The organism is Mesorhizobium ciceri WSM4083 (genome assembly GCF_000519305.1).
Classification (GTDB): domain Bacteria; phylum Pseudomonadota; class Alphaproteobacteria; order Rhizobiales; family Rhizobiaceae; genus Mesorhizobium; species Mesorhizobium ciceri_B.
Window position 1 is genome coordinate 938,863 of record NZ_JAFG01000003.1, and the last position, 20,763, is coordinate 959,625.

A 20,763-nucleotide genomic window follows, 5' to 3' on the forward strand; every position below is an offset into this window, starting at 1 on the left:
GTGAAAGAGTGCGCGGACATACCCCGATTCTTGTCGCTTGGGAGGCCCAAAGCGCATGCCCCCTAACGGGAAGTCGTTAACGGTTGAAACGAGTTGGATCTAATCACGGCACGCCCGCCCTCCTCCGGCTTGAAGCCCACAGTCGAATGTCAATTAAGAGTAGCCGATGGGGAAGTCTGAGAACCCAGCTTCCTTCGCGAGCGCGCGCGATTGGGCTGGTGGAGTCAGACAAAAAGTTCAAAAGCTTCCAAGAAACCCCAGCCCAACTGGACCCCGGCGAACAATGAGGTTGGCGGACATCCCTGCGAACATCCGCATTTGAGCGGTCAATCGCGTTAGCAAACGAATTCAGTGGCCGGACTGTATTGGCGGTATCCCTCTAGCGCTACCATCATTAACCAGACCTATCTGAACAGCCAGTGCATCCTGTCTACAGGCCGCGACCGCCGTTTGCCGCACAGCGCAATCACAACTCTTCCCTCCGAAACGACGCCGGTTTACGGAAATTCTGATTTCTCAACCGGGACCGGAGGTGAGCCGTGAGAAGCGACCCGCTCTCTTATCCGCCACGAGGACTGTCACGCGAAGAAGCTGCGAGATACGTCGGCGTCGGGATCACCAAGTTCGACCAGATGGTTGCGGACCGTCGCATGCCGAAGCCAAAGAGGGTGGACGGCCGAGTGATTTGGGATCGTATCAAACTTGAGACGGCGTTTGCCGACCTGCCTGGCGACGATGAAGAGAATATCGTCGACTTCCTATTGCAGGGGAATCATAGGAAGGAATAGATTCGGTTGCGATGACGGATAAATATTCTGGCTTCTCCTCCTATACCGATCGCCATGGCAAAGTTCGCTGGCGCTATCGAACCAAGGAGCGCGTGGTCAGTCTGCCTGCACCCAATCAGCCTGGGTTCAAGGAGGCTTATTGCGCTGCCGTCGAAGGCCGAAAAGCCCCTAAGGCACCCGTCGTCAGGATGCCGGGCGCTGCCCTGCCCGATACGTTCGGCGCGGCCACCCAGAGACTAAAAGTTTCGGTCAAATGGCTGGCTCACGACGAAGCGACAAGGCGAAAGAATACTCGTCTAATCGATGAGTTCCTGGAATTGCGGGTGGTGCCTGACCATCCGCTTACCTGGCGCGACGTGCCGGTCAAGAATCTCAGGCGCACCCACGTCGAAGAACTTCTGGGCCGCTTCATTGCCACGCCTCACAAGGCCAAGCACCTGTTGGTCGCAATTCGCAAACTGGTCTATGTCGGGCTACGCCAAGATTGGATCGAGACGGATCCTACAGCCTCAGTTGAATGGCGGCCTGCCTATACCGGCTGGAAGGCGTGGCCTCATGAAGCAATGGAACAATTTGAACGGCGCTGGCCGGTCGGCACTTCCGCGCGCACATGCTACGGGCTTGCTCTTTGGCTGGGCAATCGTAGAGGCGATGTCGCAGGGTTGCGGTGGGACCAGCGCGTAACCCACCGCGTCCTGATCGACGGTGTCGAGCGCCAATTCGACGGGTTTGACATTGTTCAGTCCAAGAACAAGGGAAGGACCGGCGGAAAGCGGCTTTTCGTTCCAGTAACTCCCATGCTCGCTGAGATCCTCGATGCCGCGGACCGGCGCGGCGAAACCGTTCTGGTCACGGGATATGGCCAGCCCTTCTCGGCGAAATCGCTGACCGGTGCCATGGCACACTGGTGCGCTCTCGCCGGATTGCCGATGGGTCTTACGCTGCACGGTTTGAGGAAGTCACTGGGGGTCTATCTCGCCGAAGCGGAAGCATCCACCAGGCAGATGATGGACGTTCTCGGCCATGACGACATCGACCATGCCGAGCTCTATTCCCGGGAAGCGTCGCAGGTGCGTTTGGCCGTGCAGGGCATGGACCGGGTCGTACGGGTGGTAACGCGCAAACCACTGCTTGGCGAACCTGTTGGCGAACCTCGTGGCGAACAGGTCGGTAAGCCATTGATAAATAACGATAATGGTGGGCCCGGAGGGCGTGTTAACATCGTTGATTTTGTTGGCTTTTTCGTGGGCCAAAATCAGAAACCTTCCCGTATTGTTCCGTATCTTTCCGCCGCGGTTTAAAGCATCAACTCCGTCCGTCATGGTGCATATACAATTAGGACAGTTTCAGCCAGGTTTGCCGATCCTCTATTCGGCAGGGCAGGCAAACGGACTGTTTGGGTCCCAAAAGCCGATATCGCGTAGCCGGCTTAAACCCGTTCACGCCGCTGCACCGAGGGGATTGCAGGTCCGATCCACGCGCCCATAGTCGCGGGCCTTCGGCCGTCGTGAAGCTCAACTGCCGGCATTGTTGTGCGCTGAAAAGCAACGTCCTAGCCTTGCGACCAATCAATCTCCTGGGTCTTGCGATTGACCGCTACGGTGCGCTCAAGATCGCCCGACTTTAGGTCAACGAGCTCCACGTCCCGCTCCAGCGGCTCGGCCGTTGCGGTCTCGTCTGCGGCGTTGTCTTCGCCGAGGAACTTGCTACGGAGCTGCCGGGTCGTCGGCATCACGGCGTCAACCTTGGCAGCGGCCATTCCCGCGGGTCCCTCGTCCGCCATCGCACGGCCACGCTTGGCGCCGAATGGTTTGGCCAGACCGGCCGGCGCGACGGCTTTCCAGCCCGGCATTTTCTTCTCGGCGATCTCGGCGGCGGTCAATTTCAGTTTACTTGTCATCGGGAGGCTCCTTGCCAGGCCTGAGATTACCATCCCAAGCCAAGACATGTGAACTGCTTGTAAAGCTTGCGTTCAACCGCAAGATCCCACAGCGCAGTTCGTCCGTGCGGGATATCCAATAGATAGGTATGCCGCGCATTAAACAATGCCTCAGCGGGTGAAATCCCCCTGCGAATCTCGTCCCAGAACGCGGCGTGCAATGGACCGCCAAAAAAGCCACCACGTGCGCCAGGTGAATAGTGCACTCCCGTCGCGCCGACGAACGCACGCGCGCCCGCTTTCAGGATCGACAGCGCCATGGACCGTTCGACCATGCGCGGGGTTGGTTGCCCGTTGGACAGGAGGGCGGGGTCCGACACGGTAAGCGCACCCCAGCAACAGCCGGCGAAGGCGACGCCGATGCCCGACGCCGGAAGTGAGGGTATATCGATCGCCGCGAGGTTGCCGCCATCGTCTTCGCCCCAGAAGACCGTGCTGTTGCGATAGTCGCCGTGCAGCATGAAATAGGCGTATTCGCGAGCCGCGAGCTGGCGCTGCTGGGCCGACGGTTGTTGGGGGGAGGAGATTTGGACGGCTTCGTTGCCGGGGATGTTTGCGTAGACGGCATCGGCAAAGGGTCGCGCACTGTTACGAAGCCCGTACCGCCCAGCCTGCCCGATGCCGCTTTGCGTCAGCTGTGACAGGAAGAACGAGCCCAAGCGCGCGTCGGGAATGCGGCTTACCGGCAGTTCAGGCACGCCGTCCGGCTCGATATCGCCATAGACATCGTCGGACCAGACGATAAAGCCATCCTTGTCGCGTGCAATTAAATTGGCGGGTATGCGCGCGCGCAAATCCGGTCCGAGAACGTCGATCCGCTGCGAGGGTACCACATCGTAGCCGCCGAGAATAATCACGCCTTTCGGCTTGCCTTCAAGCATTGCCAATCGCGTTTTCGTGATTAGCGCTGCGCCGGAGGCGCTGACGACACGATGGCCGGCGCGTTCCACAATCTGGATTGCACGATCCGCGTCCTCACCAACGTTCTGCCTCAACTTCGCCGCATCGGTCACGAACAATAACTGCGGCAACGGTCGGCCCGCTGCGAGCGCGTTGTCGTGACTTGGTCGCGCGGGCTCGGGCTTCGGTGTGTCGCTCCCCGGCTGCCCGAGTGCCTTTTGTCTTGCTGGCTGATCATGCCGCGGCCGTGAGATCTCGATCACGCGGCCGTCGATGGATACGCGGCCCTCCGCATAGGGGATGCGGGCGAATGTGATGTCGATGAACTGCTCGGATGACGATGTAATCGCAACACTTGGGCCGGCCGCCAAGGCCTGCTCGGCGACGGCTAGCTCGCCGGCCTCATCACTTGCGACGTTGGGCGTGAAGTCGTTTAAGCGGCCCTGGCCCTCCATCTTGTTCTGTGCAGGATATATGGTGACCAGGCCATTGCGGTCCGTGCGCCCATACTGGAAGTCATGCTGCCGCGCGAGGCGTTTCAACAGGTCAAGCGTGCTCGCATCCGGATGCTTCGGATCGTTGAAACCGCCGGAATGCCCAAGCAGGGGCGGCCACTGCCATTCCGTGAGAATGTCCTGGTTGATGCCGTTGTGGCTGGTGTGATGCGGTAGCTTCGCGAAAACGAAAGGTCCGGCGCGCTTCACGCTGTCGCGGAGCTCGTGCACGAAGCGGTCGATCTCGGCAATTCCAGGTTCGGCGAACTGCATGTCGCCAGGCAACAGGATGCGCGTATCCTCCGATCCAAACGTCAAGATGATACTCTGGCAGTTCTTGGCCCAGCCGATCTCGTGCGAGACCTCGTCGGCGGCATCGCTCTCGCTCGCCATCAAGCGGAGATAGGTCTCGGCCGCGCTCTCGTTGGCGTCGGCAAAATCGGCCAGCAGATCGACTGCATCGCCGGATACGCGCTGGATCGTCTCGGCGCAATGCACCAGCTGGTCCGTTGTTGGCCCTAGGATCTGCATGCCGGAAGGGCTCATCGCGTTGATGAGTGGATCCAAGCCATTGAGGCCGCGATAGCGGGTAATATCGGCATTCCGAGCAAGCTTGACCAGCATGGCGTCGTAGCCGTCCTGCAGTAACGCCGAATCTGACAGGAACTCCTCAAGTGCAGGCCCGCGAAGATTCGAATGATCTTCTTCGCTTAGCGCGGCGACGAGCCGTCTGATCCGTTCCGGTGCAGCGGTCACGCGGGCGTCGCTGCCGCCCTGGTCGTCGATCCCAAAGCCGAGCTTTTCGTCCGCGACCAGTGCGCGATCGCACGTGACGATGCCCTCGGCGATTAGCTTCGGCAGACAGCCGATATGATCCTGATGACAGTGCGTCACCACCAGCAGATCGAAATGGTAGGGCGCCTGACTGCCCACAATCTGTTCGAGCTGGGTCGGAATCGACGGCCGGTATTCGTTGCCCTTCCAGTCGCCCGGGTGTCCGCCATCGATCAGGATCGACATTCCGCCGCACTCGACGACGATGCAGTCGCCGTATTTGGTGCGGCCCATGTTGAGAAGGTGGCAGGCAAATGACTGGGCTTCGCGTCTCGCCGGCCTTCTCGCCATGGACATTGTTCCTCGCTTACAGCTGCGCCACATTAAGGCCCAGTCTTCATCCAAGCGCAAGTATTGATGAAGTGTGTGACAGTTCTATAGGCGTCGCGATAGTGCCTGTTGGCCGCGATGTCTATGTCTTCCCTTGGGTGTGCACCAGAAGGCTCGACGCGCTTACGGTCGCACTGCTCGCCAACAATTTCGAGGTGGCTGCCGATTCCCACCAACTGGAGAAAGGCGGCTGTTCCCCTCAAGGTCTCCTGGACGCATTGCAGTCAATGCTCACCGGCCCTACCCACGCACCAGAGGAACTCAACGTCGAGCGGTCCGGGTCGCTATTTGACGTTGGGAAAAAGGGGGGTCGAGTCCAAAACGCCGATGTGAATATCGCCAATTCAACGAAATCAATTACTTAAAGCATTGGTGGGCCCGGAGAGTGTATCAAAATCATTGATTTTGTTGCGTTTTTCGTGGGCCACTACTGCATTGTCTCCGAGGGCGACCTATCCTGGCAAGCCTCGGGTTTGGGCCAGTCGGAGGGTGGGACAAACGTGGTCAGTTCCTGCGGCTCGACAATCTGGCGCCGCCAAAAGTACGAGCCATGCGATTGTCCTTTCCAACATCGCGCGGTCCACTCCGTTCCACGCCCTGCAACGATCAGCATGAGCGGCCCTCTCACTCGCTTCGTTATTTTTGAAAGCGTTGCCTCGTCGAGGTCGCTCATTTTCGCAATTCCGTCTGGGTGCGAGTGCCAATCACCGAGATAGTCCAGATCGCCGCTGCTGGCCTGAAACGCACGCTGAATTTCGGTCACCTGCCAGGCGTGGTCTGGAATGAAACAATGCCGACCATGAAGCGCGCGGGATCCCGGGCCCCGCAAATCGACAACGACGCGATCCTGCCCCGAGCGCCAACCAAGAAGGATACCTCCAGTCTCAAGCGGAAATAACTCGTTGGCGGACACATACATGACCCGCAGGACATGGGCGGACATCCAAACCGTCATTACTTGGCTCCGCAACATTTTTGATGAGGAGGGCATGCATAGCCTTCCCAATGCGGAAGAATTCGTCCTGCGCTTTTATCTTTCAGCGCAAGAATCGCAATCGGCCATGTGCCAGTGTCATATTTCCCTTCTGACAGAATCCCGACGGCGCTTCGCACGATTTCTAAAGAGAGCTCCTGAAGATCGAAGCCGCCACCGGTAAACGTCGGGCCGTTGCAACCGGTCGGGACCACAATGCCGGCGTCATCAACGCGGGGCTTGGGTATGTGCTTGTCGTCGTTCCAGTGTTCGTGAAGGCAAACAAGGCAACTTTCTGAGTCGGGAAGAAACCGCGCAACCACGCCCCCTGCGACACCGAGTGTGGCGTAGCCCATTACATATGGAACACCGAATGTACGGCAGTAGAACGAAAGTGCGTGCTGCACCTCAATCGACGCCGAGCAGTCGACAACGACATCAGCATCACGTAACGCATCGAAAACCGGAGTGAGGACATTTTCTTGTTGGTCTTGAGGCACACCGTTGATATCGGCGATAGCAGCCCCAAGGCGACAACCAAAGGCTCTCACTTTTGTCCACGGGTAGTTTGTCATTACGAAATTCGCGAGGGCAATCGCCTTTGCGCTGCCCCAAACCGGGCGGCCAAGCGGCCAGCGGAGGCTGTTGCCAGGTTGCACGGTGTCGTGATCGAGGAAGGCAATTTCGCCGAGTCCAGCTCGCGCCAGCTCAAGGCCTGTGAAGCTGCCAATCGCACCGCAACCGACGACCAGTGCCTTCTTGCCGAGAAGTGAATTTGCAACCGGCAGTCGGGCAAAAATATCGTCCTTTCCTGCACGTTCTCCAAGGACTAGCCTCGTTGTAGCCGCACCGGCCTTGCCGTTCGCGAACGCACGTCTTGTCACAAGGAACAGCCAACCTGCCCCATCCTTCTTGGCTGAGCCATACTCGGTTTCCTCCGGAAACACGATCCCTGTGAGGGAGATAGGGCCACGCGTCGCGTCAATGACTTTTTGCACGCTGGCGGCCTGCAGCACCGCCTGCCGCGTAAGTTCACTCTCCGCTAAACGGAGTATTTCCTCAGCGTCGGCGGTCCGCGGGGGTGTGAATTTGACCCATCGCCCCGTAACGACCTGCGCGTCCATCAACTCGTTCGGCAACCCGAACCTTTTTCCGCAAATCGTGCCGGCGCTTGTTTTCAGCTGCCGCAAGACACCCTCAAAAGCGTTAGGGTTACGTGGGGTGGCGCGTGGTGTATAGACGATTTCCATAATGCCATGGCCGCCGCTTGGCAGCGTCATCTGTCCGTCGAACAGAATGATGGATTCCTCTTCCTCTGTGCCCGCAAAATAGGGCATCAGCGGATCAGCGACCTGCTCTTCGAGCTTGGCCGCATCACCCCACCTGCCCTCGGCTCTAGCTGCAAGAGCCCGCAATAGGTGGTCGAGACGCTCTTGGATGAAATCTGCAACAAGCTGCTTCGAGTTCCATTGCCCCGTCTCTTGCGTTAGCAGACAGAGTTCGCGTGACAGTGGATTCTGATGCCGCTCGAAAACCTCGGCGGGAGCGGCCACCGCAGGCCGGCAGAACGGATGAAGCGGGGAATAGCCGATGCGCAACAACATCGAAGCGGGCCGGCCCTGCACGGGCCAGTCCGCTTCGAGTAGCAGCAAACCATTTCTCTCATAGATAGTACGCTGGGCGATTCCGAGACGCGCGTATGCTGCGAGTTCGTTCTCAAGAAGTCTCGGCCAGCGCGTCCACCAATCGTCTATCGCAGCACGTCCATTGTGCTTTGCCAATCGCTATCCCACCGGACGGTGATCGGGCGGTGTGCTTGGGCGCGGCGGGCCATTTCCAGGCGTCTCGCTTGGCGGGCCAGGAGGAACATTGGGATGCTCTGGATGCGGAGGATGGTCCCGTCCGGGACCCGGATTTGGCGGCTTAGCCATCATTGATTCCTTGTTTGGTTATCCAAGTGCTAACTGCCCATGCCTGATACGTCAACATATAGAGGCCGCCAATACACAGGTCAGTAATGCGAGAAAAATGCCGATAAAAAGCTGTCCTTAATGCACGTTTATCTCGAGATAGGCAGAAGCGGTTCCAACCGGCACAATCTTCGACGCAGCGCCTTTGAGTTTGCCCATTCGTAAACGAGGAGAGGTGATCGCAATTGATGGCTGTACGCGATCTCGGAAAGTTGCGCGATGATTCACCAAGAAGGCAACCCTCCCGGGTACGAAATGGTCAAACCGCAGCAGTTCTCGCAGGTGGATAAATTCACAATTGAGCAGCCTGGCGCGCTTCCGGTTCTGCCACACATCGGGTCGCGTCGGGTCGTGCGAACTGTTCGCCGGTCGCAGCTACGAGAAATCGTCCCCCTATCGGACACGACCATTTATGAAATGGAGCAACGAGGCGAGTTCCCCCGACGGTTCAATCTGACCCCCCGCTGCGTCGTTTGGGACCTGGGAGAAGTCGAAGCCTGGATTCAGGAACGGCGGAACGCATCCTCTGCTGGTTCAATCGAACTGGCCCCGGGACCAGACGTGCGGTCGCGGAAGACTCGACCCGTCAAATCGGATCGAGGATGACGGCTGCCCCGGAAATCGGCTGCAGGGTGGGTGCGTGTTTATTGCCAGCCGCCCACGCTTCAATCATGTCGGCCCATTCCTGCAGCATGTGGCGCCGCTGCGGTTCGTATTCAGCCTTGTTATAGACGCCCCGGGAGGAGCGACTGTCTTCGTGGGCAAGGCATTTTTCGATCCAGTCGCGATTGAATCCGATCTCGTTTAGGAGCGTCGACCCGGTCCGCCGTAGATCGTGCACGGTAAAGGGAGCAAGCGGCAGATTTTGTTGTTTTGCGCGGTCCACAATCGCCATCGTAATCCGATTGAAGGTCGCGCGCGACATGGGTTCGTCGGCGTCGTAGCGAGATGGAAGCACGTATCGAGAGTTCGCAGCGCAAGTCTTGAGCGCAATCATGATGTCGAGGGACTGGCGGGACAGGTAGACGTTATGTGGCTTCTTCCGCTTCATTCGCTCTTTGGGAATGCTCCATACCGTGTTCTCGAAGTCAACCTCGTCCCACGTCGCGTCCAGAAGCTCACTTTTCCGAACCATCGTGAGCAGGATCAGCTTTACGCCCAGCCGAATGGTCGGCAATGTCGGCACATTTTCCAACTCTTTCAGCATGAGTCGAATTTCTGCGGGTGACAACGCCCGGTCTTTCGCCTCGAAGGTGGCTATGGAAGCTGGCCCTACCTCGTCCGCCGGATTGGCGATCTTCTCGCCGTGCAGAATGGCATAACCATAGACCTGCTTAACGATATCCCGGACATGAATGGCCGTTGCCGGTGCGCCACGGTCCCTCACCTTTGCGCACAGCGCCCGCAAATCGTCCGATGTTATTTCTGTGAGGAGCCTTTTATCCCAAACCGGCAAGATGTCTCGATCGAAGACGGCTTTGCGCATGGAGCGCGTGCTGTCCGCCATCTTCGCCTCTTTAAACCATCTTCTGCCGGCATCGTCGAACGTGCCAGTCTCAGACAGGCGCCGCTTTTCCCGCTGCTTTTCCTGGGCTGGTGATTTTCCGGCCGCCACCATTTTTCGTGCGGCAAGACAGCGGTCACGCGCCTCTGCTAGCGAGATGCCTCCCTCACCATAGCGGCCCAGCGTCACTGTCTCTCGCCGACCATTCACTCGGTAGTCGTATCGGAACGATATCTGCCCTGTGGGAGCCACGGTCGCGTACATACCGTCACGATCAGTGACTTTGTAAATTTTATCTTTCGATTTCAGCTTCTTAAGCGCGATGTCTGTGAGCATAGGAGGAGACGGATGGTCGCATCTAGGATTGTGAAATGCCTTATTTTACCGTCATTCGTTTTACCGTCAAGGCTCTGGGAGAGCCCATTGAATTCAATGCCTTACCCCAAAAGATGCCAACAGGCTTGAGTCCGGCGCAGTGACGGCATCAGTCTGCAGCGAAGATGACGCGAAAAGGAATGCCGTCAGATCTACCGCCAAATGGTTCCGCTTAGGGGCGATAGTCAGCGATAGACGTAGAGACGAAAGCAGATCAAATTCAGACGCTTAATGAAGCTTCCTCGATAGTCGCCGAATGCTAGCAAACGACCGACCTTTATTCCCACTCGATTGTTCCAGGCGGCTTCGACGTCACGTCGTAGACGACCCGGTTGATGCCGCGGACTTCGTTGATGATGCGGGTGGCGGCGGCGCCGAGGAAGGCCATGTCGTAGTGGTAGAAATCCGCCGTCATGCCGTCGACCGAGGTGACGGCGCGCAGCGCGCAGACGAACTCGTAGGTGCGGCCATCGCCCATCACGCCGACCGTCTGCACCGGCAGCAGCACGGCGAAGGCCTGCCAGATGGCGTCGTAGAGGCCGGCCTTGCGGATCTCGTCGAGATAGATGGCATCGGCCTCGCGCAGGATCTCCAGCTTTTCGCGGGTGATGCCGCCGGGGCAACGGATGGCAAGACCCGGACCTGGGAACGGGTGCCGGCCGATGAAGCTTTCGGGCAGGCCAAGCTCCTTGCCCAGCGCCCTGACCTCGTCCTTGAACAGTTCGCGCAGCGGCTCGACCAGCTGCATGTTCATGCGCGCGGGCAGGCCGCCGACATTGTGGTGCGACTTGATCGTCACCGACGGGCCGCCGGTGAAGGAGACGCTTTCAATGACGTCGGGATAGAGCGTGCCCTGCGCCAGGAATTCGGCGCCGCCGAGTTTCTTGGCCTCTTCCTCGAACACCTCGATAAACAGCCGGCCGATGGTCTTGCGTTTTTTCTCCGGGTCCGACTCGCCCTCGAGGGCGTCGATGAAACGGTCCGATGCGTTCACCAGGATGAGCGGCAAATTGTAATGCTCGCGGAACATTGCCACCACGCCCGCGGCCTCGTCCTTGCGCATCAGGCCGTGGTCGACGAGGATGCAGGTCAGCTGGTCGCCGACCGCTTCGTGGATCAACAGCGCGGCAACGGAGGAATCGACGCCGCCCGACAACGCGCAGATGACCTTGCCCTTGCCGACCTGCTTGCGGATCGTCTCGACCGCGTGCTCGCGGTAGGCGCGCATGGTCCAGTCGCCCTCGATGCCGGCGATGTTGTGGACGAAATTCCTGAGCAGCCGGGCGCCGTCGGGCGTATGCACCACCTCGGGATGGAACATGATGCCGTACATCTTGCGCTCGATATTGCCGAAGATGGCGAAGGGCGAGCCCTCCGACTTGCCGAACACTTCGAACCCCTTGGGCAAGGAGATGACGCGGTCGCCATGGCTCATCCACACCTGATGGCGCTGGCCGGGCGCCCACAGGCCCTCGAACAGCGGGCTGTCCTTTTGAATCTCGACGAAGGCGCGGCCGAATTCGCGATGGTCGGAGCTTTCGGCAACGCCGCCCATCTGCACGCACATGGCCATCTGGCCATAGCAGATGCCAAGCACCGGCACGCCGGCGTCGAAGACGATCTGCGGCGCGCGCGGGCTGCCGATATCGCCGGTCGAAGCCGGACCGCCGGACAGGATCACGGCTTTCGGATTGATGCGCTTGAATGCCGCTTCGGCCGACTGGAACGGCACGATCTCGGAAAACACGCCGGCCTCGCGGATGCGGCGGGCGATGAGCTGGGTGAACTGGCTGCCGAAATCGACAATCAGGACGGTGTCGGGATGATTGGCTGTTTTCATGGCGAGCGTTTAGAGAAAGAAACGAGTCGGCGCAATGGGTTGCGTAGCCCGACTTTCAGGCTGGTCTGGCATCTTCATGGGATGGTTCCGTCCGAAGGGCGCCGTCGCCGATTGCCTGTTCAAGCCGCATGACGGCGTCCGCCAGCTTCTCGTCGATGACTTCAAGATATTCGGTCCAGTCGCCGACATGCCGCAGATCCGCAGCACCATCGGAGATACCGCGCAGACCGATCAGCGGAATGTCGAACAACTGGCAGGCGCGCAGGCAGGCGAAGGTCTCCATGTCGACCATGTCGGCGGTAATAGCATCATAGGCCGCACCAGTGATGATCGCGCCGCCGGTCGACAGGGTCGCCTGCTTGATATCAGGTATCCTGAAGGGCAATGGGACGGTTATCGGCAGGTCGAGGAAGGGTGTGGCGCCTTTCTCGAAGCCGAGCGGCGAAGCGTCGATGTCACGGTAGCTGACCGAAACCGCCTGGTAGATTTCCGTCTGCTCCAGCGTCCGACTGCCGGCTGAACCGAGCGAAACAACGAGATCCGGCAGTGCTTTTTGCGATTTCAGCCAGGAGAGTTCGGCACCCAGCCTGACGCCGGCCTCGACCGGACCGACCCCTGTCATCAATGGCGTGAACAGCTGCTTGAGGTGCGGGCCGTATTCGGCCTGCGCCGCCATGACGAAGAGGACGTCCTTGCCTGACAGGCGCGACACTTTACCGGTCATGATCTATTCCTCTCTACCCAATCACCTACACCGGAAGTAAGAACGACGCCGTGCCCTCACCGGCGCCCAGCCCTCCGCTATGGCTCCGGGCGTTCGTTGCTCGGAAAGCCCATTTGGGGGCTTTCCGTCCGCTTCGCGGACCGCTCCTCAACCTTCTATGCCATCACGCCCGACCACCGTCATCATGGTTCCGGTCATGGTGGCGATCAGCTTGGCCTCGCCGTCGGCGGCGAAGGCGTAGGCCTGGCCGTCGGCGACGATGATGGTGCGGCCTGGCTTGGTCACCGAGCCGCGGAACAGGAAGCGCTCGCCCCTGCCCGGCGCCAGGAGGTTGACCTTGAACTCGATGGTCAGCACGCCGGAATTTTCCGGCATCAGCGAAAAGGCGGCATAGCCGCAGGCCGAGTCCAGCGCTGTCGAAATGACGCCGGCATGGAGGAAGCCGTGCTGTTGGGTGAGTGCCGCCGAATAGGGCATCTCGATCTCGATGATGCCGGGCGTCACCAGCGTCAGTTCGGCGCCGATCGTGGCCATCGCCTTCTGGCGCGCGAAGGAGGTTCTGACGCGATCCTCATAGTCCGGGGCGGGTACGATCTTTGCTGCCATTGCCGCTGCCTTCCTTTATGCCGATAAGCTTATTGCAGAGGCATGGACGGCAGGCAAATGCTTTTGCTGCACTGCAACAAAACGATCCAAGGCCGCCCTAGTTCAACCAGAGAAGCGAAGCGTTGAGCAAAGTGGCGAACGCCACCCATGCCGCGTATGGCACAAACAGCCAGCCGGAAAGCCGGTCGCGGTTCCAGACCCTGGCGACGAACAGCACGATGCTGGCGAGAAGAAGCACGATGACAAGCAGAGCCGGCCCCATCATCCTGGCGCCGAAGAACGTTGGCGACCACAGGAAATTCAGGACAAGTTGGGTGCCCCAGATCTTCATCGCAGCCCCCGCGGGCTCCCGCTGCCATGTCCGCCAGCCCGCCACGGCGATCAGGACATAGAGCAGTGTCCAGGCCGGTCCGAAGACCCAGTTCGGCGGGTTGAAGGGCGGCTTGGCCAGCGACGCGTACCATTCACCCGGCAGCGTCGTGTAGCCGATCAGCAGGCCTCCCCCCAACACCACGATGAGAAAGAGCAGAAGCGACAGATATCTTTGCAAGGATTTCCCCATTGATGGGCGGCCGACGCCGCGCATCTGCAACTGGGGCGCTGTCGTCGCCCGTCAACGGCCGCGTCAGTTTGCCCGGCGCAATGCACAGAAATAAAACCCGTCGGTGCCGCTCAGCGCCGGCGACAGCGAGATGTCGCCTTTGGCGCCGATGCGGGCGGCTGCCTCATGGCCGGGAAAACGGCTGTCCCAGAGCTGGCGGTGGTCGATGGGAACAAACCCGCTGTGACGGTCTCGGAAGGCCGCGATCTGCTCGCCATTCTCCTCATCGAACACCGAGCAGGTGATGTAGATCAGCAGGCCGCCCGGTTTGACATAGGCTTTGGCCGCATCGAGGATCGCCGACTGTTCGCCCTTGCGGGCATCGAGCTGTCTCTGCGTCAGCCGCCATTTGGCATCGGGACGGCGGCGCCAGGTGCCGCTGCCGGTGCAAGGCGCATCGACCAGCACGATGTCCATGTGGTTGCCGAGCGGCGCGAGTTCGACCGGCTTGGTGACGATCTGGACATTGCGGTTTTCCGAACGACGGACGCGGTCGAAGATCGGCGCCAGCCGTGCTTTTTCGGCATCGTGGGCAAAGATCTGGCCACGATTTTCCATCGCGGCCGACAGTGCCAGCGTCTTGCCGCCGGCGCCGGCGCAGAAATCCAGCACCTGCATGCCGGCTTGCGCCCCGGCAAGGGCGGCCGCGATCTGCGAGCCTTCGTCCTGGACCTCGAACCAGCCCTTCTGGAAAGCCGGCTCGGCCTGCACGTTCGGGTGCCGGCCGTCGCCGTCGATCGGCGGGATGCGGATGCCGTGTGGCGCGATTGCCGAGGGTTTCGCGCCGGTTCCCGTCAGTTCGGCCAGCACCTTGTCGCGGTTGGCCTGCAAGGTGTTGACCCTGAGGTCGAGCGGCGGGCGCGTTGCCAGCGCCGCGCCCTCGTCGGCCCAGGTCGGGCCGAAGGCGCGCTCGAAAAGCGGCGCGCACCAGTCCGGAACATCCGCCCGCACCGCGTCCGGCGCGTCGGCGAGCCGATGGTCGGCGATGGCCTGAAGCTCGGCGGCGGTCAGCAGCGGCGGTGCGAACTTGTCGCCATCAAGCGCGTCGTTGAGCGACTGGGCCGTCTGGCCCCATTCGAGCAGCAGCGCGCCGAAGCCGATGGCGCGCGGTGTGTCCTGCCCCAGCAGCCAGCCGGCGGAACGCTTGTGGCGCAAGGCGTCATAGACGATGTTGCCGATCGCCGCACGGTCGCCGCCGCCGGCGAAGCGATGCGACAGGCCCCAATCCTTCAGCGCGTCCGCCACCGGCCGGTGGCGTCGGCCGATGTCTTCCAGCACTTCGATGGCCGCAGCCAGCCGTCCGCCCAGTCGCATGGTCTTGTTCCGTCACGCAGAAAATTATTCCGGCCCTGCTCTAGAGCGCGCAACCGGCGCGCACAAGCAGGTCGGCTGGCACAACCGCTCTGCTTTCCAACTTTTCTGGTTGCGAATACTCTTCCGGTTGTGATTCGCGGCGCGCAAAAGGTGGACCGGCGGATCGACACGAGGAGAGGGCAATGAAGACTTATCTGGCGGAAGTTCTAGGCACATTTCTATTGGTGTTCATCGGTACGGCTTCTGTGGTGACGGGCGGCTTCGGCGGCGCGCTGCCGCTCGGCCAGGAAGGCATCGGTCTGGCGTTCGGCATCGGCCTCATCGCGGCGGCCTATGCGATCGGCCCGATTTCGGGCGCGCATCTCAATCCGGCGGTGACGCTCGGCGTCTTCCTTGCCGGCCGGCTGCCGGCCAAGGACGTCATCCCCTACTGGATTGCGCAGATCATCGGCGGCGTCCTTGCTTCGCTGGCGTTGTGGATCATCGTTTCCGGCCAGGTTGGCGGACACACCACCGGCTTCGGCGCCAATGGCTGGGATGTGACGAAATGGGGCGTCAGCTCGGCATTCCTGTGGGAAGTGATCGGCACCTTCACCTTCGTCACCGTGATTCTTGGCGTCACGGCTGAAAAGCACTCGACGGCGTTCGCCGGACTGGTCATCGGCCTGACGCTGGCAGGATTGCACTTCGCCATCATCCCGGTGACCGGCACGTCGCTCAACCCGGCCCGCTCGATCGGCCCGGCGCTGTTTTCGGGAACGGCCGCGATCGGCCAGCTCTGGCTGTTCATCGTGGCACCGCTGATCGGCGGCGCCATTGCCGGTGTTGTCGCCAAGGCGCGCATCTTCGAGAAGGACTGAGCTTCGAAGGCAACATAGAAAGGCGCGGGCCAGGTCCGCGCCTTTTTCTTTGGTGGATCTTCTTACCGTCAAAGCACAGCCGGGCCGGCCGTCGCCAACACCCGGACCTTCAAAGGACGCAGCAGAAAATAGAATGCGGCGACGTGCGTGATCATCAGCAGCGGCACGTAGATGATCGGGATCGCGTAGGCGGCACCCATCTGCTCCGCATGTTCGGGCAGGCCGACCTGGATGGCGTGGTAATAGTCGACGACGAGCTCGACCGTGCCGACGAGATTGAAGGCGACGACGAACGGCCAGAACAGCCGAGGTAGCCTCACCGTGAGCAGCGCCAGCATGGCCAGCAGCCCTGTTGCAAAGTCACCATAGGCGGCGAACACAGCGAAACCGGCTGGGAGATCGGGGCTTACGACGCCCGGCAGGATGAAGACGAGCCCGAAGAAGCGGAAGCCGTGCAGAGTGGCGATGGCACGTTGCGCCGCGACCCGGTCCATTGAGCTCAGCCACGGCAGACCGTATGCGCCGAAGCAAAGCAGCCACGCGACGTAGCCTAGAACGAGATGGGTTTGGAACACCATTTCCGTGGACATTTGGCCTCCTGCCAGAAGCTGGTTCACCCGCCTCAGCTTCAGTCGGTTACCTCTAAGCCAGCTTCCATAGTTCGACTAGGCGGTGTAATCACAACAACCTATGAAGCAGAACTACACAGTTCGACATGGTGCGCTGGAAGGCATCGAGACGTTCCTGGCAGTCGCCAGGCGCCGCAACTTCCGCCGTGCCGCCGCCGATCTCGGCGTGACGCCGTCCGCTGTGAGCCAGGCGGTGCGCGCGCTGGAAGCCCGCATGGGCGCGGCGCTGTTCGTGCGCACGACGCGGAGCGTCGGGTTGACCGAGGCTGGCCAGCGGTTCCTCGACCGTGCCGGCCCTGCCTTCGAGGAACTCGTCGCGGCAGGCGAGGCCGCGCGTGATGTCGGCCAACGGCCGACCGGGCTGCTGCGCCTGTCTGTACCCCGCGCCGTCGTGCCGTTGATCCTGGAGCCGATGATCGCGTCGTTCTGCCGAACCTATCCCGAGATCGAACTGGAGATCGCCGCGAGCGACGAGATGGTCGATCTCGCCACCGGCGGGTTCGATGCCGGCATCCGCCTTGGCCAATTCATCGCGCCCCACATGGTCGCGGTGCGGCTGACGCCGTCATTCCCGTTCGTGGTCGTCGGCAGTCCGGACTATCTCGAGGCCCACGGCAGCCCCGAGCATGTGGAGGATCTGCGCCACCACGCCTGCCTGCGCCTGCGCCGCTCGAACGGCGCCATCGCGCCCTGGTCCTTCGCCGACGGCAACGGGGCGATCGAAGCGATGGTCTCCGGCCCGCTCATCGCGCACGACTATCCGACGTTGCTCGGGGCCGCGATGCAGGGCATCGGGCTGGCGCAGACGCCTCGACCCGTCGCCGAAGGTCCGATCGCCCAGGGAAAACTCAAGCCGGTGCTGGAGGGCCTCGCCGCCACGACGCCGGGCGTCTTCCTCTACCATCCCGGCAAACGCCAAATCCTGCCGAAGCTGCGCGCCTTCATCGATCACCTCAAATCCGCGGTCTGAGGTAACGAAGGCCCTTTGGCGCTTCGCTTGCACCAAGCTCTCATGGTATAAATATCAGAAATACATACGTAAAAAATACTACAAGATGGACCATTCCGGTCAAGAACGTCGTTCTTTCAGTGCTGAAGCTCACATTGCATATGAAGAGCGCTAGAACCAAAAGCACTGTGTCCGTCGCTGGAAGCCCGAGGGTTAACCCTCTGCCTGTCAGCAGGCTGGCGGCTGCGACCGCCGGTATTGTCAAACCAATTGTGGCGCAAGCCGAACCCATCGCGACATTCAAACCGCGTTGCAGCTCATTGTTGAGTGAAGCGCGCACCGCCGAAATGGCCTCCGGCATCAACACCAGCCCGGCGATCATTGCCCCCACAATGCTGTCTGCCTGGGTCACCTGGTAGGCAACGAGCGTATCTTCGACGCTTGCCGCGACCTGCTCGGCGAGCATGACAATTCCGATCAGGCCGGCTATCAGCAACAGAGCGCTGGCAGAGATGTTCTCGTGAGGGGCAGTCCGCAGCGAAACGCCCTGGGCCTTCCCTTCGATAAAGTCTTCCCGGTGGCGCACAGTCTGCGCGAACACGAAGCTTGCATAAAGCAGCACCGAGAGGACGCTGACGAAACCAAGTTGGGCTGCCGAAAACGTGCCGGGATCCGTGGTCTGGGTGTAGGTCGGCAAAATAAGCGTCATGACGGTAAGCGCGATCAGAACCGCCAGATAGGCGCTGGTCCCCTGCCGCACGATGGCCTGCTTGCGATGGCGCCAGCCGCCAAGCGCGAGACACATGCCGACAACGCCGGTGGATGTGATCATCACCGTTGAAAAGACGGACTCACGTGCAAGCGTCGGGTTGTTCTCTCCATGCAGCATCATGGAAACGATGATCGACACCTCGATTGCCGTCACGGCAAAAGTCAGCACCAATGTGCCGTAGGGCTCTCCTACACGCCGAGCCACTGCCTCGGCGTGGTCGAGCACCACGAAAATGGTGACGAACATGATAGCACTCGAAAGCGCCCCGACGAGTATCCTGACGCTCAGCGAACCTTCGTCCGCCGACAGCCCGCCGGCCCTGACGGCGACAGCCATCACCAACGCGGCCAGCGGCATCGCATATGAAGTCATCGAACGTCCGAAACCGCTCATGCAAGCCCCTGCGCGCTGCTGCGAACCGTGGCTGCATTCGCGCGCCGACAGATCGAAGCGTTCACCCGTTCACGCCGTCTTCTGCGCCACCAACCCCAGCTCCTCCACCATCGCCTCGCGCATCAGGAACTTCTGCGGCTTGCCGGTCACCGTCATCGGCAGTTCGGTGCGGAAGCGTATATGGCGGGGGATCTTGTAATGGGCGATCTGGCCGGCGCAGAAGTTCCTGACCTCCTGCTCGGTGGCGATCTGGCCGGGCTTGAGCACGATCCAGGCGCACAGCTCCTCGCCATATTTGGCGTCGGGAATGCCGAACACCTGCACCTCCCTGACCTTTGGATGGCGGTAGAGGAATTCCTCCACCTCCCTGGGATAGACGTTCTCGCCGCCGCGGATGACCATGTCCTTGACCCGGCCGACGATGTTGCAATAGCCCTCGGCGTCGATGGTGGCGAGGTCGCCGGTGTGCATCCAGCCGTCGCTGTCGATCGCCTCGCGGGTCTTGTCGTCGTCGTCCCAGTAACCTTTCATCACCGAATAGCCGCGCGTGCAAAGCTCACCCGGTACGCCGACCGCAACGGTAGCGCCATCGGCATCGACCGCCTTGACCTCGACATGGGGGTGGATGCGCCCGACGGTCGAGACGCGCTTTTCCAAGGGGTCGTCGACGCCGCTCTGGAACGACACCGGGCTGGTCTCGGTCATGCCGTAGGCGATGGTCACCTGTTCCATATGCATCAGCGACACCACTTTCTTCATCACCTCGATCGGACATGGCGAGCCGGCCATGATGCCGGTGCGCAGGCTGGAGAGATCGAAGGCGGAAAAATCCGGATGATCGAGCAGTGCGACAAACATGGTCGGCACGCCGTAGAGCCCGGTGCAGCGTTCCTGAGCCACCGCCTTCAGCGTGGCGCCGGCGTCGAACCCTTCTCCCGGGAAAACCATGGTGGCGCCTTTCGAGACGCAACCCATCGTGCCCATCGACATGCCGAAGCAGTGGTAGAGCGGCACCGGTATGCACAGGCGGTCGTCGACGGTCAGCTTGATCGCCGAAGTGACGAAATTGCCGTTGTTGACGATGTTGCCGTGGGTCAGCGTCGCGCCCTTGGGGGCTCCCGTGGTGCCTGAGGTGAACTGGATGTTGATGGCCTCGCCCGGCTTCAGCTTCTCCGAAATGCGGTCGAGGCTGTCATGCTCGTCACGCCCGGCCATGGCCAGCACATCACCGAAATTGAACATGCCGGGCGAATTCTCCTCGCCCATGCGGATGACAATTTTCAGCGCCGGCAGTTTCTGTGCCTTGAGCTTGCCCGGCGTGGCCTTGGCGATCTCGGGTGCCAGCGTCTCGATCATGCCGAGATAGTCCGAGGTCTTGAATTTGGCCGCGGTGACCAACGCCTTGCAGCCGACCTTGTTCAGCGCATAGTCGAGCTCGGTCAACCGATAGGCGGGGTTGATGTTGACCAGGATCAGGCCGATGCGGGCGGTGGCGAACTGCGTCACCAGCCATTCCCAGCGGTTGGGCGACCAGATGCCGACGCGATCGCCCTTCGCCAAGCCCAGCGCCAGGAAGCCGGCAGCCAGCGCATCCACCGTGTCCGAAAGTTCGCTCCAGGTAAAACGCTTGTCCTGGTCGACGAAGACGGCGGCGTCGAGCGTGCCATATTTGCTGACGGTGTCGGAAAACAGCGCGGGGATGGTCTTGTCGAGCAGCGGCACGCTGCGTTCGCCAGAGACATGCGCCCTGTTGTCGACGGGTGCGACGAAGACACCGCCAGCACGCGCGCCGCGTCCGCGCAGATTGCTGGCATTCTTCAGCTCGTCGAGATTGACCGGCATCGCTCTCTCCTCCCGGGACCTAAAGCGCGTCGCGCTGAAACGGAATCTTGCGACGCGCTTTAGGTCCTTGTTTTTGTGCATGTCGTCTCTCCAAACCAAGGTCGGGGCGACATGTATTAGCCGAGC

At 60.9% G+C, this 20,763-nt stretch carries 18 protein-coding genes; 5 read left to right on the forward strand and 13 right to left on the reverse strand.

The genetic code is table 11. The features are described 5' to 3' along the window. Positions 1 to 539: 539 nt before the first annotated feature. Positions 540 to 788, forward strand: coding sequence for a hypothetical protein (locus MESCI2_RS01000000134280; RefSeq protein ID WP_032900319.1), 249 nt, complete (start codon positions 540 to 542; stop codon positions 786 to 788). A gap of 11 nt (positions 789 to 799) precedes the next feature. Continuing rightward, entirely contained in the window at positions 800 to 2,089 is a 1,290-nt protein-coding gene (locus MESCI2_RS0104680) for a tyrosine-type recombinase/integrase (protein ID WP_027035547.1), read from the forward strand. 251 nt (positions 2,090 to 2,340) lie between these two features. Here the strand turns inward: MESCI2_RS0104680 and MESCI2_RS0104685 are convergent, their stop codons facing one another. The 4 genes from MESCI2_RS0104685 to MESCI2_RS0104700 form a co-directional block, all read right to left on the reverse strand. Then, the gene (locus MESCI2_RS0104685) at positions 2,341 to 2,688 is read right to left on the reverse strand and encodes a hypothetical protein (RefSeq protein WP_027035548.1); all 348 of its coding nucleotides are present in this window, start codon (positions 2,686 to 2,688) and stop codon (positions 2,341 to 2,343) included. Positions 2,689 to 2,714: 26 nt separating this feature from the next. Then, a complete protein-coding gene (locus MESCI2_RS0104690) occupies positions 2,715 to 5,246 on the reverse strand; it encodes an MBL fold metallo-hydrolase (RefSeq protein ID WP_197031508.1) in 2,532 nt (843 codons plus the stop codon). Positions 5,247 to 5,712: 466 nt separating this feature from the next. Continuing rightward, positions 5,713 to 6,240, reverse strand: a complete 528-nt coding sequence (locus tag MESCI2_RS0104695; RefSeq protein ID WP_027035550.1) for a Mov34/MPN/PAD-1 family protein — start codon at positions 6,238 to 6,240, stop codon at positions 5,713 to 5,715. Beyond that, positions 6,240 to 8,039: a ThiF family adenylyltransferase gene (locus MESCI2_RS0104700; protein WP_032900320.1), complete on the reverse strand. Its 1,800-nt coding sequence runs from the start codon at positions 8,037 to 8,039 to the stop codon at positions 6,240 to 6,242. The genes MESCI2_RS0104695 and MESCI2_RS0104700 overlap by 1 nt, the downstream gene beginning before the upstream one ends. Positions 8,040 to 8,483: 444 nt before the next feature. On the opposite strand from MESCI2_RS0104700, the gene MESCI2_RS1000000136540 reads away from it, so the two are divergent. After that, complete coding sequence (locus MESCI2_RS1000000136540; protein ID WP_430981655.1) at positions 8,484 to 8,834, forward strand: helix-turn-helix transcriptional regulator; 351 nt, start codon at positions 8,484 to 8,486, stop codon at positions 8,832 to 8,834. On the opposite strand, the gene MESCI2_RS0104710 is transcribed toward MESCI2_RS1000000136540, so the two are convergent. From MESCI2_RS0104710 to MESCI2_RS0104735, 6 genes are all read right to left on the reverse strand, one after another. Beyond that, entirely contained in the window at positions 8,815 to 10,068 is a 1,254-nt protein-coding gene (locus MESCI2_RS0104710) for a tyrosine-type recombinase/integrase (RefSeq protein WP_027035552.1), read from the reverse strand. The two genes, MESCI2_RS1000000136540 and MESCI2_RS0104710, sit on opposite strands and share 20 nt — an antisense overlap. Positions 10,069 to 10,384: 316 nt before the next feature. Further along, positions 10,385 to 11,947 (reverse strand): glutamine-hydrolyzing GMP synthase, encoded by a 1,563-nt coding sequence (gene guaA, locus MESCI2_RS0104715; protein ID WP_027035553.1) that lies wholly within the window; start codon positions 11,945 to 11,947, stop codon positions 10,385 to 10,387. A 55-nt stretch (positions 11,948 to 12,002) separates the two neighbouring features. After that, positions 12,003 to 12,671 (reverse strand): 5'-methylthioadenosine/S-adenosylhomocysteine nucleosidase, encoded by a 669-nt coding sequence (locus MESCI2_RS0104720; protein ID WP_027035554.1) that lies wholly within the window; start codon positions 12,669 to 12,671, stop codon positions 12,003 to 12,005. Positions 12,672 to 12,818: 147 nt separating this feature from the next. Then, positions 12,819 to 13,277, reverse strand: a complete 459-nt coding sequence (locus tag MESCI2_RS0104725) for a PaaI family thioesterase (RefSeq protein WP_013530371.1) — start codon at positions 13,275 to 13,277, stop codon at positions 12,819 to 12,821. A gap of 97 nt (positions 13,278 to 13,374) precedes the next feature. Next, positions 13,375 to 13,827 carry a TspO/MBR family protein gene (locus tag MESCI2_RS0104730; RefSeq protein WP_027035555.1) on the reverse strand — a complete coding sequence of 151 codons (453 nt, stop codon included), beginning with the start codon at positions 13,825 to 13,827 and terminating at the stop codon, positions 13,375 to 13,377. A gap of 75 nt (positions 13,828 to 13,902) precedes the next feature. After that, positions 13,903 to 15,192 carry an RsmB/NOP family class I SAM-dependent RNA methyltransferase gene (locus MESCI2_RS0104735; protein WP_027035556.1) on the reverse strand — a complete coding sequence of 430 codons (1,290 nt, stop codon included), beginning with the start codon at positions 15,190 to 15,192 and terminating at the stop codon, positions 13,903 to 13,905. A gap of 182 nt (positions 15,193 to 15,374) precedes the next feature. Between MESCI2_RS0104735 and MESCI2_RS0104740 the strand changes: the two genes are divergently transcribed. After that, on the forward strand, positions 15,375 to 16,052 hold the full coding sequence (locus tag MESCI2_RS0104740) for an MIP/aquaporin family protein (RefSeq protein WP_027035557.1): 678 nt from the start codon (positions 15,375 to 15,377) through the stop codon (positions 16,050 to 16,052). A gap of 68 nt (positions 16,053 to 16,120) precedes the next feature. Here MESCI2_RS0104740 and MESCI2_RS01000000134285 read toward each other — a convergent pair whose 3' ends face one another. Further along, complete coding sequence (locus tag MESCI2_RS01000000134285; protein WP_032900322.1) at positions 16,121 to 16,642, reverse strand: hypothetical protein; 522 nt, start codon at positions 16,640 to 16,642, stop codon at positions 16,121 to 16,123. A gap of 100 nt (positions 16,643 to 16,742) precedes the next feature. On the opposite strand from MESCI2_RS01000000134285, the gene MESCI2_RS0104750 reads away from it, so the two are divergent. Then, on the forward strand, positions 16,743 to 17,651 hold the full coding sequence (locus MESCI2_RS0104750; RefSeq protein ID WP_027035558.1) for a LysR substrate-binding domain-containing protein: 909 nt from the start codon (positions 16,743 to 16,745) through the stop codon (positions 17,649 to 17,651). A 40-nt stretch (positions 17,652 to 17,691) separates the two neighbouring features. Here the strand turns inward: MESCI2_RS0104750 and MESCI2_RS0104755 are convergent, their stop codons facing one another. Both MESCI2_RS0104755 and MESCI2_RS0104760 read right to left on the reverse strand, forming a co-directional pair. Continuing rightward, on the reverse strand, positions 17,692 to 18,795 hold the full coding sequence (locus tag MESCI2_RS0104755) for a calcium:proton antiporter (protein ID WP_027035559.1): 1,104 nt from the start codon (positions 18,793 to 18,795) through the stop codon (positions 17,692 to 17,694). A 69-nt stretch (positions 18,796 to 18,864) separates the two neighbouring features. After that, the gene (locus tag MESCI2_RS0104760; RefSeq protein ID WP_027035560.1) at positions 18,865 to 20,637 is read right to left on the reverse strand and encodes an AMP-binding protein; all 1,773 of its coding nucleotides are present in this window, start codon (positions 20,635 to 20,637) and stop codon (positions 18,865 to 18,867) included. Between the last annotated feature and the right edge of the window lie 126 nt (positions 20,638 to 20,763).